Raw genomic sequence first — 13,465 nt, forward strand, 5'->3', positions numbered from 1 at the left:
GGACCGGCGAGGGATGCCGGTCCTGGCCGCGTGGCGCGGCGGCACGCGCCGGTCCGCCTGCCCTTGCCGGGGGGAGGGCAGGCGGACCGGTGCAGGGGCGGGGTCAGCCTGTGTTGCGCAGGCCGGCCGCGACGCCGTTGATGGTCAGGTGGATGCCGCGGCGGACGCGGATGTCGTCCTCGTCCTTGCCCGAGCGGTAGCGCTTGAGCAGTTCGACCTGCAGGTGGTTGAGCGGGTCGAGGTAGGCGAAGCGGTTCTTGATCGAACGCGCCAGCAGCGGGTTCTCCGCCAGCCGCTCCTGGCGGCCGGTGATCAGCGTCAGCATCTCGCTGGTCAGGTGCCACTCGGCGCTGATGCGGGCGAACACCGCTTTGCGCAGCGCCGCGTCCTCGCACAGCTGGGCGTAGCGCGAGGCCACCGCCAGGTCCGTCTTGGCCAGCACCATGTCCATATTGGACAGCAGCGTGGAGAAGAAGGGCCAGGCCTTGACCATGCGGCGCAGCGTGGCGAGCGCGGCCTTGCGCGCGCGCTCGTCGGTGCAGCCGTCGAGCATGGCCTTGACCGCGCTGCCGAAGCCGTACCAGCCCGGCAGCAGCAGCCGGCACTGGCCCCAGGAGAAGCCCCAGGGAATCGCGCGCAGGTCCTCGATGCGGCGGTGCTTCTTGTCCATCAGCTTGCGCGAAGCCGGCCGCGAGCCCAGGTTCAGGTCAGCGATCTCGGTGATCGGCGTGGTGGCGAAGAAGTAGTCCTTGAAACCCGGCGTCTCGTAGACCAGGTCGCGGTAGGCGGTGAAGGCGTGGTCGGACAGCTGCTGCATCACCGCCTCGAACGCGGCCAGGTCCTTGGGCGCGTTCTGCGTCGGCAGCAGCGAGGCTTCCAGCGTGGCCGCGATCACCGTCTCCAGGTTGCGCCGGCCGATCTCGGCGTTGGCGAACTTGCTGTTGATGATCTCGCCCTGCTCGGTCAGGCGGATCTGGCCGTTGACCGTGCCCGGCGGCTGCGACAGGATGGCCTGGTAGGTCGGGCCGCCGCCGCGGCCGACGGTGCCGCCGCGGCCGTGGAACAGCCGCAGCCTGACCTTGCGCGACTCGAACAGCTTGACCAGGGCCAGCTCGGCCTTGTACAGCTCCCAGTTCGAGGTCAGGAAGCCGCCGTCCTTGTTGGAGTCGGAGTAGCCGAGCATCACCTCCTGCTCGCCGCCGTGGTGGGCCAGCACCGAGGCGAAGCCGGGCAGGTCCAGCAGCGACTGCATGATGCCGGCGGCGTTGCGCAAGTCTTCGATGGTCTCGAACAGCGGGATCACCATCAGCTCCATGCGCGCCGGGTCGCGGCGGTCGCCCAGGGTGCCGACCAGCAGGCCGGTCTCCTTCTGCAGCAGCATCACCTCGATCAGGTCGGACAGCGTCTCGGTATGCGAGATGATGTAGTTGCGCGCCACGCGCTTGCCGTAGCGGGCGCGCAGCTCGCGCGCCTTGGCGAAGATGGCCAGCTCGGTGCGCGTCTGCTCCGAATACTGGTGCCAGGGCAGGGTCAGCAGGCGCGGCTGGCGCAGTTCGGCCAGCAGCAGTTCCAGCTTGCGCGCCTCGGGCAGGGCAGCGTAGTCGGCCTCCACGCCGGCAGCCGCGAACAATTCGGCGATCACGGCCTCGTGCACGTCGGAAACCTGGCGCATGTCGATCGAGGCCAGGTGGAAGCCGAACACGCCGATGGCGCGCGCCAGCGCATCGATGCGCGTGCGCGCCAGCGCCTCGCCGTGGTGGGCGCGCAGGGAGTCGATCACCACCTGCACGTCGGCGGCCAGGGCCTCGGCATCGGCGTAGGGCGCGGCGTCGGCCACCGGATGGCGCGGCGCTGCCTGGCCGGTGAGCGCCTCGCAGGTGGCCGCCAGGCGCGCGTAGATGCCGATCAGCGCGCGGCGATAGGGCTCGTCGGCGCGATGCTCGGAGCGGTCGGGCGAGGCCTCGGCCAGGGCCAGCAGTTCGGGGCTGGCATCCACCATCAGGCTCGACATCGACAGCTCGGCGCCCAGCGCATGCACTTCGTCCAGGTACCACTCCAGGATCAGCAGGGCCTGCTTGCGGGCCGCGTACTCGAGCGTCTCCGCGGTGACGTTCGGGTTGCCGTCGCGGTCGCCCCCGATCCACGAACCCATCTGGAAGAAGGGCGGCAGCCGCCGGGACTTGTCGGCGCCGGCGCCCTGTCCCTTGCGCGCGGCCGGGAAGACCTTGGCGATGTCGTCTTCCAGCTCGCTGATCAACTGGGGGATGCCGTGCAGGAAGGTGGTGCGATAGTAGGACAGCGCGTTCTCGATCTCATCCACCACCATCAGCCGCGTATTGCGCAGCATGCGGGTCTGCCACAGCGTGGTCACGCAGGCGCGCAGGCGCGCGGTGTTCTGCTCGCGCTCGCGGGCGGTCATCGGCAGGTCGCGCTCGGCCAACAGGCGGGCGATCTCGCGCTCGGCGTCCAGGATGCTCTTGCGCTGCACTTCGGTCGGGTGCGCGGTCAGCACCGGCACGATCAGCGCCTCGTCGAAGAACTTGCGCAGCGCCTTGCCGGTCACGCCGGCGGCGTCGATGTCGGCCAGCGCGCGTTCCAGGCTGCCCGGCTGGGGCGGCGAGCCCGCCAGCGCGTGCACGCGGCGGCGGCGGTTGTGGTGCTGGTCCTCGGCGATATTGGCCAGGTGCGAGAAGTAACTGAAGGCGCGCACCACCGAATTGGTCTGGTCGCGCGACAGCCGCTTGAGCAGCCGGTCGAGCTCGGCGCCCGCGGCACGGTCATTCTCGCGGCGAAAGCGCACCGCGGTCTGGCGGATGGTTTCGACCACGTCGAAGGCGGCCTCGCCCTCCTGCTCGCGCAAGCTCTCGCCGAGCAGGCGGCCGAGGAAGCGGATGTCCTCGCGCAGCGGCAGGTCCTTGTCGGCGGCGCGGCGCGGCGTGGCAGCGCCGGTCGCCACCAGGGCGCCATCGGCGGCGCCGTTGGGCTTGCTTGCGCTGGCAGTACGTCGAGTGGTTTTTGCTGCACTCGTGGCTTTGCCGGCCGACACGGTCTTGGCAGCCTTGGCGGGTTTGGCGGCCTTGGCGGTCTTGGTGGCCTTTGCGGCGGTGCGGCGGGAGGGGGAGGGTTCCTGCGATCCGGCAGCTTGGCCGGAAATGGGGTCGTGGCTACTGGCGGCCGGGGCGGTGCCTCGGCCGTCGGGGCGCGCAGCGGGCTGCGTCATGCAATCTCCTCTCGGTCTTATATGATCGGTCCGGTCGGCGCCGGGGGGCGGCGTCAAGGGTGCGTGCTACCATTGGCGCATGCAAGCATCCGCCACCCCGCCGTCTTCCTCCGATACCGCTACTGCTGTACCGCGCAAGCTCGTCATTGCCTCCCGCGAAAGCCGTCTGGCAATGTGGCAGGCCGAACATGTGCGTGCTGCGTTGCAACAATACTACCCTGCGTGCGATGTGTCCATTCTGGGCATGACCACCCGCGGAGATCAGATTCTAGACCGGACTTTGTCCAAAGTCGGGGGCAAGGGTCTCTTCGTGAAGGAACTGGAGGTGGCGATGGCCGAGGGCCGGGCCGACCTGGCGGTGCATTCGCTCAAGGACGTGCCCATGGAGCTGCCGCAAGGATTCGCGCTGGCCGCCGTGATGACACGCGAGGATCCGCGCGACGCCCTGGTCAGCAGCCAGTTCGACTCGCTCGCCGAGATGCCGGCGGGCACCGTGGTCGGCACCTCCAGCCTGCGCCGCGAGGCGGCGCTGCGCGCGCGCTACCCGCATCTGCTCATCAAGCCGCTGCGCGGCAACCTTGACACGCGCCTGGGCAAGCTCGACCGCGGCGACTACGGCGCCATCATCCTCGCCGCTGCCGGCCTGAAGCGGCTGGGCCTGGGAGCGCGCATCCGCGCGCTGCTGGCGCCCGAGGATTCGCTGCCGGCGGCAGGGCAGGGCGCTCTCGGCATCGAGATCCGCGCCGACCGGCCTGAGCTGGCCGCTTGGCTGGCGCCGCTCAATGACCGGCCGACCGCACTGGCGGTGGCCGCCGAGCGCGCGGTCTCGCGCGCGCTGGGGGGCTCCTGCCAGGTGCCGCTGGCCGCCCACGCGCGCTGGGATGGCGCGCAACTGCGGCTCGACGCCTTCGTCGCCCTGCCCGATGGTTCGCGCTGCCTGCGTGCCGCGGCGGTGCGCCAGGCGGACAGCCTCGAGGCGGCCGAGCGGCTCGGTGCCGATGTCGCCGGCGAACTGCTGGCTCAGGGCGCCAGCAAGATCCTGGCTGCGGTGGCCGACCTGACCACCCCCGATACTCCCACCTGAGGTTCACCGCATGCCTCGCCCGACCGTCGTTGTGACACGACCCGCCGGGCAGTCCCGGCATCTGACCGAGGCCTTGCAGGCCGCCGGCCTGGACGTGCTCGGCTTCCCGCTGCTGGCCATCGGGCCGGCCGCCGACGAAGGGCCGCTGCGCGCCGCGCTGGCGCGGCTCGCTGATTTCGCGCTGGTCGTCTTCGTCAGTCCCAATGCCATCAGCCATGCGCTGGACGCGCTGGCTGAGGTCCAGGCGGCCGTCGTGCCGCAGTGGCCGGCCGCCGTTCGCATTGCCGTGGTCGGGCCGGCCAGTGTGACAGCGCTGGCGCGGCGCGGTATCGGTGCGCCGCGCGAGCGGGTGATCGCGCCGGCCGGGGCCAACGCAGGGGAGCGCCATGACGAGGGCACCGGCGAGAACGGTGGTGAGAACGGCGGCGAGAATGGTGGCGATGGCCCGCGCTTCGACTCCGAGGCCCTGTGGGCGCAACTGGGCGCCCATCTCGATCTGGCCGCGCTCTCCGGCCGCGAGGTCCTGCTGGTGCGCGGCAACGGCGGGCGTGACTGGCTGGCGGACCGCCTGCGCGAGGCCGGCGCCGAAGTGCGGGCGGTCGAGGCCTATCGCCGCTCGCTGCCCGAGCCCAGTGCCATGCTGTGGCAGGCCGTGCGCGACCGCTTGCGTCCGGGGGCCGCGCCGCAGGCCTGGTTGCTGACCAGTTCCGAAGCGGTGCGCAACCTCGATGCCTTGGGCCGCCAGCACCTGTCCGCGCAGGAGCTTGCCTGCCTGCGCCAGGTGCAGTGCATCGCGCCGCATGCGAGAATTGCCGAACAGGCGGCCGCGCTCGGCTTCACGCGCCTGCTGCGCGCCGCGCCGGGCGATGAAGGTCTGCTGGCTGCGTGCCGGCAGTGGGCCGAATCCTACGCTGGCCCGCCGCAGCCCGCGCCGGCGGCGGCAGTCCCGCCGCCGCCAGCCACATCCATCAAGGTCGAACGCGTGACGCAAGACAACCCGTCCTCCACTGCTCCCGGTCCCGCCGCGGCACCGCACGCTGGCACGCCGGCCGCCGGTCCCCGCCGCGCCAGTCCCTGGTGGCTCCTGCTCGTGGCCCTGGTGCTGGCCATCGGCGGCGGCTTCTGGTGGCTGCAGCAGCGCGTCGACCACCTGACCCAGGAACTGGCCCGGCGCCAGCAGAGCAATGACGCCCTGGTGCAGGAGTCGCGCGTGCTGTCGCGCAATGCCCAGGACACGGTCAAGGAACTGCAGGCGAAGGTGGGCGCGCTGGACGGCCAGGTGGCCGAGGCGCGCGACAAGCAGGCCGCGCTCGAGCAGGTCTACCAGGACCTGATGCGCAACCGCGACGACTGGGAGATCGCCGAGATCCAGCAGCTGCTGACCAATGCCGGCCAGCAACTGCAGCTCACCGGCAACGTCCAGGTGGCCCTGGCCGCGCTGCAGAGCGCGGACGCGCGCCTGGCGCGCACCGACAAGCCGCAGTACAACCTGCTGCGGCGCGCGATCGCGCGCGATGTCGCGCGCATGAAGGCCGTGCCCGATACCGACCTGACCGGTGCCGCGATCAAGCTCGACGAGGCCATCAACCAGATCGACACGCTGCCCCTGCTATCCGGCGAGCGCATGCTCGAGCGCAGCGAGGCCGACGCGCGCAAGGCTGCCCGCAAGGCCGCGAAGGACGAGAAGCCTGCAGCCCCCGGCAGCCCGGCGCTGCAGGCCGGCCATGCCATCGCCGGCTGGTTCGGCAGCCTGTGGGACGACCTGCGGGACGAACTCGCCAGCGTGGTGCGCGTGCGCCGCGTGGACGATGCCCAGGCGCTGCTGCTGTCGGGAGATCAGGGCTGGTTCCTGCGCGAGAACGTCAAGCTGCGCCTGCTCAATGCGCGGCTGGCGCTGCTGTCGCGCAACGAGCCGGTCTTCCGCAATGACCTGGCGGCGGCGCAGTCGATGATCTCGCACTATTTCGACGTGCGTGCCCGGCGTGTGCAGGGCGTGCTGACCTTGCTCAAGCAGGCACAGGCCGGCGCGGTCACCGTGCAGCTTCCGACCATGGCCGAAAGCCTCGGCGCGCTGCGCGCGCTCAAGAAGGAGTAGCGCATGCGGCTTTTGTTCTGGGTGGCGCTGCTGTTCGGCGGCGCGGTGGGGCTGGCGCTGTTCACGCAGTTCAACCAAAGCAATGTGGTGCTGTTCTACCCGCCATACCGGGTCGAGCTGTCGCTGAACCTGACGCTGGCGCTGCTGCTGCTGACCTTCGTCGTGCTGTGGACCCTGTTCTCGGCGGTGCGCCACCTGGCGGAGATGCCACGCCGCGCGGCCGCCTATCGTGAGAAGAACCGCATGGGCCGCGCGCAGGCCGCGCTGCGCGAGTCGATCGAGAACCTGTTCGCCGGCCGCTTCGCCCGCGCCGAGCGCGCCGCGCGCGATGCCCAGGCCTGGCCGGAGCAGGCGCAGACCGCCGCGCTGATCGGCGCGCGCGCCGCCCACCGCATGCAGGAAGCGGAACGGCGCGACAAGTGGATGGAGCAGGTCACCGATCCCGACCGCGAGCAGGCCAAGCTGGTATCGATGGCGGAGCTGCTGGTGGATGCGCGCGACGCCGAGGGCGCGCTCGAGACCATCGCCCAGCTGCAGGCGCAGGGCGCGCGCCAGATCCACGTGCAGCGCATCGCGCTGCGCGCGCACCAGCATCTGAAGAACTGGGCCGAGGTGCTGCGGCTGGCGCGCTCGCTGGAGAAGCGCAATGCCCTGCACCCGGTGCTGGCGCTGCGCCTGAAGCAGATGGCCTGCGAGGCGATGCTGGAGGAGCGCCGACACGATGCCGTGGCGCTGCAGGAATTCTGGCGCTCGCTCTCGGCCGAAGAGCGGCGCGCGGTGCGCATCGCCGAGCCCGCCGCGCGCTACTTCGCCGCGCTGGGCAAGCAGGACGAGGCGCGCAAGATCGTCGAAGATGCGCTCAAGGCCAACTGGGATGCCCGCCTGGTGCAGCGCTACGCCGATTGCGCCGTGCCCGGCCAGGCGTTGCCGTTGATCCAGCAGGCGGAGAAATGGCTGGTTCAGCATCCGGCCGACGCCGATCTGTACTACACCCTCGGCGGCTTGTGCCTGGGCGAGAAGCTTTGGGGCAAGGCGCAATCGAATTTCGAGCGGGCGTTGAAGTACGCCGACGCCGAGCAGCAGCGCCGCCTGCGCGTGCGTTCCCACCTGGCGCTGGCCCGGCTGTTCGAGGAAACCGAGCGGCCGGAGGACGCCCAGCGCCACTACCGCGAAAGCGCGATGCTGGCGGCCTGATCCGGCCGGCATCGTTCGCTGCCCGGCTCGCCTGCGCGGCCCGGATCGCTGCCTGGCGGCGTCCGTTCCGTGGCCGGCCAGCAGTATAGGCCAGTCGTTGGCGGCCGGGCCGATCACCTACCCTAATCCAATGCCGTTGGCGCCGCCGCGCGCCGGGCAAGCAATCGGGAAGCCGCGGGCTTCCGCACTACAACATGATGACACTCGACCGTATTCTCCAATCCCAAGGCTTCGGCACGCGCCGCTATTGCGGCGACCTGGTCGGCGCCGGCCTGGTCGAGGTGGAGGGCGAACTGTGCGAGGATCCGCGGACGAAGTTCGAACCGGAAGGGCTGCAGCTGGTCGTGGACGGGGAGGCCTGGACCTGCCACGTCAAGGCCTACCTGATGCTGAACAAGCCCACCGGCTATGAGTGCTCGCAGCGCCCGCTGCATTACCCCAGCGTCTATACGCTGCTGCCGGTGCCGCTGCGCCAGCGCGGGGTGCAGGCCGTCGGCCGCCTGGACCAGGACACCACGGGCCTGCTGTTGCTGTCCGACGACGGTCAGTTCATCCATGCCCAGACCTCGCCCAAGCGCAAGGTGCCCAAGGTCTACGAGGTGACGACGGCGGAGCCGGTCACGCTGGCGCAGATCGAGGCGCTGCGCACCGGCGTGCAGCTCGATGACGAGCCCGCGCCGCTGGCGGCGGCCGATTGCATGGGCACCGGCGAACACAGCCTGCGCCTGACCCTGGTGCAGGGTAAGTACCACCAGGTCAAGCGCATGGTGGTGGCCGCCGGCAATCACGTCACCGCGCTGCACCGCAGCGCGATCGGCGGCCTGACGCTGGACCCGGCCCTGGCGCCGGGCGGCTGGCGCTGGCTCGCCCCCGAGGAGCTGACGCTGCTCACCCGGAAGGACTGACGCCGGCGCCCTGCGGGGCCGACGCCAAAGTTTTGCGGAACAAGCGCGGCGATTTGATAAAATACGAGGCATGGCGAAGCCCGAAGCCCCGATCAATCTGACCAATCAGTTCCTCATTGCCATGCCCGGCATGGCAGATCCGACCTTTGCGGGTGCCGTCGTCTATTTGTGCGAGCACAATGAGCGTGGCGCGCTGGGCCTGGTGATCAACCGGCCCATCGACATCGACATGGCCACGCTGTTCGACAAGATCGACCTCAAGCTGGAGATCCAGCCGGTGGCGCACCAGCCGGTCTATTTCGGCGGCCCGGTGCAGACCGAGCGTGGTTTCGTGCTGCATGACCCCGTCGGCCGCTATGTTTCCTCGCTGACCGTCCCAGGCGGCCTGGAAATGACCACTTCCAAAGACGTTCTCGAGGCCGTCGCCAATGGCGAAGGCCCGAGCCGTTTCATGCTGACGCTGGGGTATTCCGGCTGGGGCGCCGGCCAGTTGGAGGAAGAGCTGTCCCGCAACGGCTGGCTGACTGTCCAGTCCGACCCCGAAATCATCTTCAGCGTTCCCCCCGAGGAACGCTTTGCCGCCGCCATCCGCCTGCTGGGCATCGATATGAGCATGCTCTCGGGCGAGGCCGGGCATGCTTGATCAGCCGGGCTTGACCCGGCCCCGCGACGGCACCGTGCTGGCCTTCGACTATGGCGAGCGCAAGATCGGCGTCGCACTCGGGAATTTCGTGACGCGCGGGGCGCGCGCCTTGACCATCCTGCCCAACCTGACCGTGGACGGCCGCTTTGCGGCCGTCGCCGCACTGATCGCGGAGTGGTCGCCGGTGCAGCTGGTGGTGGGCATGCCGCTCAACCCCGAGGGGGGCGAGCAGGCATCGATGCGGCTGGCGCGCCGCTTCGGCAACCAGTTGCATGGCCGCTTCGGCCTGCCGGTCACCTGGGTGGACGAACGCTACACCTCGCGGCTGGCGCAGATGGCCGGGGCGCGCCCCGGCGCGCTCGATGCAGAGGCGGCCCGCATCATCCTGCAGCAGTATTTCGACCAGCCCGAAGGGCTGGAACGGCCCGACATGCCGCCCGACCGGGAGGCAGGCTGAGCGCCAGCCGGCCAGGCGCAGGCTCCGATTCCGCACCCGACCCGAATTCCGAAACCGTTCCCGCCATGACCAAGAACCCCTCACCCGACGCCGAAGCGCTCTACAGTTCGCTGCGCGACCAGGTCCAGGCCTTGCTGCCGGCCGCTGCCGAAGCGCGCGCGCAGTGGTCGGTAGCCGGCATCCACTCCGGCGGCGCGTGGATCGCCGAGCGCCTCGCCGCCGATCTGGGGCTCGCAGGCCACGGCGTCGTCAATGTCGCCTTTCATCGTGACGACTACGCCAAGAAGGGCCTGCACAGCCAGGCCCAGCCCACCACGCTGCCGTTCGAGGTGGAGGAGCGCAACGTGCTGCTGATCGACGACGTGCTGGCGACCGGGCGCACCATCCGCGCTGCCGTCAACGAACTGTTCGACTACGGCAGGCCGGCGCGCGTCGTCCTGGCCGCGCTGGTCGACCGCGGCGGCCGCGAACTGCCGATCGCGGCCGACCTCGTCGCCCTGCGGCTGGAACTGCCGCGCGAGCGCACGCTGGTGCTGTCCCGCGAAGGCGAGGGCGCCGCGATGCGCTTCGCCTTTGCCAACGAGGCCGTCGCCAGCTGATGTCCCGGCGCCCGGCCCGCATTCGCCGGCGCGCCGAAGAAGAACCCGACCCGATTTCTGCCCAGGTCCGATCCGCCATGACCAAGATGTTCCGCAACCCACAGCTGACCAAGAACGGTGAACTGAAGCACCTCTTGTCGATCGAGGGACTGTCGCGCGAGATGGTTACCCACATCCTCGACACCGCCACCCAGTTCGTCTCGCTTTCCGATTCCGACCGCGAGGTCAAGAAGGTGCCGCTGCTGCGCGGCAAGAGCGTGTTCAACCTGTTCTTCGAGAACTCCACGCGTACCCGCACCACCTTCGAGATCGCCGCCAAGCGCCTGTCGGCGGACGTGCTGAACCTGAACATCAACGCTTCGTCGACCAGCAAGGGCGAATCCCTGCTCGACACCATCAACAACTTGTCGGCGATGTCGGCCGACATGTTTGTGGTGCGCCACGCCAGTTCCGGCGCGCCCTACCTGATCGCCGAGCACGTCGCGCCCCACGTGCACGTGATCAACGCCGGCGACGGCCGCCATGCGCACCCCACCCAGGGGCTGCTCGACATGTACACCATCCGCCATTTCAAGAAGGACTTCACCGGGCTGACGGTGGCGATCGTGGGCGACATCCTGCACTCGCGCGTGGCACGCTCCGACATCCACGCGCTGACCACGCTGGGTGTGCCGGAACTGCGCGCGATCGGTCCGCGCACGCTGCTGCCCTCCGGACTGGAGCAGATGGGCGTGCGCGTCTTCCACGACATGGAGGAAGGCCTCAAGGGCGTGGACGTGGTCATCATGCTGCGCCTGCAGAACGAGCGCATGAGCGGCGCGCTGCTGCCGTCCGCGCAGGAGTACTTCAAGGCCTACGGCCTGACGCCGGAACGCCTGGCACTGGCCAAGCCGGATGCCATCGTGATGCACCCGGGCCCGATGAACCGCGGCGTGGAGATCGACTCCGCCGTGGCCGACGGCCCGCAGTCGGTGATCCTGAACCAGGTCACCTTCGGCATCGCCGTGCGCATGGCGGTGATGGGCATCGTGGCGGGCAACAACGACTGAGGCCGCGCCCGACCAGGCGCACAAGCGAACACAGCGAACACAGCAAGCGACGCGATATGAAGATTCACATCAAGGGTGGCCGCCTGATCGACCCGGCCGGCAAGATCGACGCCCAGCAGGACCTGTACATCGCGGCCGGCAAGATCGTCGGCGTCGGCGATGCCCCGGCCGATTTCCAGGCCAACAAGACCATCGATGCCACCGGCCTGATCGTCTGCCCCGGCCTGGTCGACCTGTCCGCGCGGCTGCGCGAACCCGGCTACGAATACAAGGCGACGCTGGAATCCGAAGTGGCCGCCGCCGCCGCAGGCGGCGTCACCAGCCTGGTGTGCCCGCCGGACACCGACCCCGTGCTCGACGAGCCCGGCCTGGTCGAAATGCTCAAGTTCCGCGCCCGCACGCTGAACCAGACCCACGTCTACCCGCTCGGCGCGTTGACTGTAGGGCTCAAGGGCGAAGTGCTGACCGAGATGTCGCAGCTCACCCAGGCAGGCTGCGTCGGCTTCAGTCAGGCCGAGGCGCCGGTCCACAACACCCAGGTGCTGCTGCGCGCGCTGCAGTACGCGCAGACTTTCGGCTTCACCGTATGGCTGCGCCCGGAAGACCCCTTCCTGGGCGGCGGCGTCGCCGCCAGCGGCGCGGTGGCCTCGCGCCTGGGCCTGTCGGGCGTCTCGGCCTTTGCCGAAACGGTGCGCCTGCACACCATCTTCGAGCTGCAGCGCGCCTCCGGCGCGCGCGTGCACCTGTGCCGCCTGTCCACCGCTGCCGGGCTGGAGCTGGTGCGCCAGGCCAAGCGTGAAGGCCTGCGCGTGAGCTGCGATGTCAATATCCACCACGTGTCGCTGACCGACGTGGATATCGGCTACTTCAATTCGCAGATGCGCTTCACGCCGCCGCTGCGCAGCGCACGCGACCGCGACGCCATCGTTGCCGCGCTGGCGGACGGCACCATCGACGCGCTGTGCTCGGACCACACGCCGGTGGACGATGACGAGAAGCTGCTGCCGTTTGCCGAGGCCACGCCGGGCGCCACCGGGCTTGAGTTGCTGCTGCCGCTGACGCTGCGCTGGGCGCGCGACCAGAAGGTGCCGCTCGTGCAGGCCCTGGCACGCATCACCAGCGAGCCGGCGCGCGCCGTCGGCCTGCCTGCGGGCACGCTGGCGGCAGGCAGCCCCGCCGATGTCTGCCTGTTCGACCCGGAGCAGGCGTGGAAGGTGGAGCGCCGCTCGCTGAAGAGCCAGGGCAAGAATTCACCGTGGCTGGGCTACGAAATGCAGGGCAAGGTCCGCATGACGCTGGTCGGCGGACAGGTCGTGCACGAAGTCCACTGACGGGCGGCCCGCCATGGTCAGGCTGCGCAAGCTGGCGCTGGTCCTCCATCTGATGCGTGGCGCGCTGACCTGCGCGCTGCTCTTTCCCTGGCTCGGCGAGGCCGCGCGGCACAGCCATATCCGGCGCTGGTCGCTGCGGCTGCTGCGCCTGTGCGGCATCACGCTGGAGCTGCAGGGCGAGCCGCCGGCCACCGGCAAGGGCCACGGCGCGATGGTGGTGTCCAACCATATCTCCTGGCTGGATATCTACGTGATCAACTGCTGGCATCCGGTGCGCTTTGTCGCCAAGTCGGAGATCCGCGACTGGCCGCTGATCGGCTGGCTGTGCAAGCAGACCGGCACCATCTTCATCGAGCGCGCGCGCAAGCGCGATGCCCACCGGGTGCTGCACGACATCACCAACGTGATGCGACAGGGCGATCTGGTGTGTGTCTTTCCGGAGGGAACGACCAGCGATGGCAGCTCCGTGCTGCCTTTCCATGCCAACCTGATGCAGGCGCCGATCTCGGGCGGCCTGCCGGTGCAGCCGCTGGGGCTGGCCTATCTCGACGCCGCCACGCGGCAACCGACCATGGCGCCTGCCTATATCGGCGACCTGAGCCTGCTGCAGTGCCTGGACGCCATCCTGAAGTCCCCGCCCATCATCGCCCGCCTGTCCTTCGCGCCCGCGCTGCATGCCACGTCCGCCAGCCGCCGCGAGCTGGGCGAGGCGGCGCGTGAAGTCGTGCTGCACCTGTGCCAGGGGGCGCCCGAACGTGCAGAGGACGTGGCTGCGCGGGTCAACGGCGGCACGGGTGGCGCACCGCAGGAGCCTGGAGCAGGCGCCGAAGCGCTGGCCGCACCGGCACGCTGAGACGCGCCCGCCTTCCCAACGTCCAACCCCGCAGG

11 protein-coding genes are annotated in these 13,465 nt (G+C 69.9%); 10 read left to right on the plus strand and 1 reads right to left on the minus strand.

The window, feature by feature from the left end; genetic code table 11:
* Window positions 1-103: 103 nt before the first annotated feature.
* Window positions 104-3,220 (minus strand): phosphoenolpyruvate carboxylase, encoded by a 3,117-nt coding sequence (ppc, locus tag AC1Z3O_RS02650; protein ID WP_483513305.1) that lies wholly within the window; start codon window positions 3,218-3,220, stop codon window positions 104-106.
* A gap of 79 nt (window positions 3,221-3,299) precedes the next feature.
* Between ppc and hemC the strand changes: the two genes are divergently transcribed.
* The 10 genes from hemC to AC1Z3O_RS02700 all read left to right on the plus strand — a co-directional run bounded on the left by hemC (window position 3,300) and on the right by AC1Z3O_RS02700 (window position 13,430).
* The gene (gene hemC, locus AC1Z3O_RS02655; protein ID WP_483513307.1) at window positions 3,300-4,304 is read left to right on the plus strand and encodes a hydroxymethylbilane synthase; all 1,005 of its coding nucleotides are present in this window, start codon (window positions 3,300-3,302) and stop codon (window positions 4,302-4,304) included.
* Between the two features lie 10 nt (window positions 4,305-4,314).
* Window positions 4,315-6,399: a fused uroporphyrinogen-III synthase HemD/membrane protein HemX gene (gene hemDX / locus AC1Z3O_RS02660; protein ID WP_483513309.1), complete on the plus strand. Its 2,085-nt coding sequence runs from the start codon at window positions 4,315-4,317 to the stop codon at window positions 6,397-6,399.
* A 3-nt stretch (window positions 6,400-6,402) separates the two neighbouring features.
* The gene (locus AC1Z3O_RS02665; RefSeq protein ID WP_483513310.1) at window positions 6,403-7,593 is read left to right on the plus strand and encodes a heme biosynthesis HemY N-terminal domain-containing protein; all 1,191 of its coding nucleotides are present in this window, start codon (window positions 6,403-6,405) and stop codon (window positions 7,591-7,593) included.
* Window positions 7,594-7,790: 197 nt separating this feature from the next.
* Complete coding sequence (locus AC1Z3O_RS02670; protein ID WP_483517500.1) at window positions 7,791-8,498, plus strand: 16S rRNA pseudouridine(516) synthase; 708 nt, start codon at window positions 7,791-7,793, stop codon at window positions 8,496-8,498.
* 70 nt (window positions 8,499-8,568) lie between these two features.
* Entirely contained in the window at window positions 8,569-9,141 is a 573-nt protein-coding gene (locus tag AC1Z3O_RS02675; protein WP_483513311.1) for a YqgE/AlgH family protein, read from the plus strand.
* Window positions 9,134-9,598 (plus strand): Holliday junction resolvase RuvX, encoded by a 465-nt coding sequence (gene ruvX, locus AC1Z3O_RS02680; protein WP_483513312.1) that lies wholly within the window; start codon window positions 9,134-9,136, stop codon window positions 9,596-9,598. The genes AC1Z3O_RS02675 and ruvX overlap by 8 nt, the downstream gene beginning before the upstream one ends.
* A gap of 65 nt (window positions 9,599-9,663) precedes the next feature.
* Complete coding sequence (gene pyrR / locus AC1Z3O_RS02685; protein ID WP_483513313.1) at window positions 9,664-10,197, plus strand: bifunctional pyr operon transcriptional regulator/uracil phosphoribosyltransferase PyrR; 534 nt, start codon at window positions 9,664-9,666, stop codon at window positions 10,195-10,197.
* Window positions 10,198-10,274: 77 nt separating this feature from the next.
* Window positions 10,275-11,246, plus strand: a complete 972-nt coding sequence (locus AC1Z3O_RS02690) for an aspartate carbamoyltransferase catalytic subunit (protein WP_483513314.1) — start codon at window positions 10,275-10,277, stop codon at window positions 11,244-11,246.
* Window positions 11,247-11,302: 56 nt separating this feature from the next.
* Window positions 11,303-12,577, plus strand: coding sequence for a dihydroorotase (locus tag AC1Z3O_RS02695; protein WP_483513315.1), 1,275 nt, complete (start codon window positions 11,303-11,305; stop codon window positions 12,575-12,577).
* 13 nt (window positions 12,578-12,590) lie between these two features.
* The gene (locus AC1Z3O_RS02700) at window positions 12,591-13,430 is read left to right on the plus strand and encodes a lysophospholipid acyltransferase family protein (RefSeq protein WP_483513317.1); all 840 of its coding nucleotides are present in this window, start codon (window positions 12,591-12,593) and stop codon (window positions 13,428-13,430) included.
* Window positions 13,431-13,465 lie beyond the last annotated feature (35 nt).

Source organism: Cupriavidus sp. 09_S30 (genome assembly GCF_056930435.1).

Coding starts and splice junctions, on each gene's coding strand:
- ppc (WP_483513305.1), bottom strand. CDS start 3,220: ATGACGCAGCCCGCTGCGCGCCCCGACGGCCGAGGCACCGCCCCGGCC.
- hemC (WP_483513307.1), top strand. CDS start 3,300: ATGCAAGCATCCGCCACCCCGCCGTCTTCCTCCGATACCGCTACTGCT.
- hemDX (WP_483513309.1), top strand. CDS start 4,315: ATGCCTCGCCCGACCGTCGTTGTGACACGACCCGCCGGGCAGTCCCGG.
- AC1Z3O_RS02665 (WP_483513310.1), top strand. CDS start 6,403: ATGCGGCTTTTGTTCTGGGTGGCGCTGCTGTTCGGCGGCGCGGTGGGG.
- AC1Z3O_RS02670 (WP_483517500.1), top strand. CDS start 7,791: ATGACACTCGACCGTATTCTCCAATCCCAAGGCTTCGGCACGCGCCGC.
- AC1Z3O_RS02675 (WP_483513311.1), top strand. CDS start 8,569: ATGGCGAAGCCCGAAGCCCCGATCAATCTGACCAATCAGTTCCTCATT.
- ruvX (WP_483513312.1), top strand. CDS start 9,134: ATGCTTGATCAGCCGGGCTTGACCCGGCCCCGCGACGGCACCGTGCTG.
- pyrR (WP_483513313.1), top strand. CDS start 9,664: ATGACCAAGAACCCCTCACCCGACGCCGAAGCGCTCTACAGTTCGCTG.
- AC1Z3O_RS02690 (WP_483513314.1), top strand. CDS start 10,275: ATGACCAAGATGTTCCGCAACCCACAGCTGACCAAGAACGGTGAACTG.
- AC1Z3O_RS02695 (WP_483513315.1), top strand. CDS start 11,303: ATGAAGATTCACATCAAGGGTGGCCGCCTGATCGACCCGGCCGGCAAG.
- AC1Z3O_RS02700 (WP_483513317.1), top strand. CDS start 12,591: ATGGTCAGGCTGCGCAAGCTGGCGCTGGTCCTCCATCTGATGCGTGGC.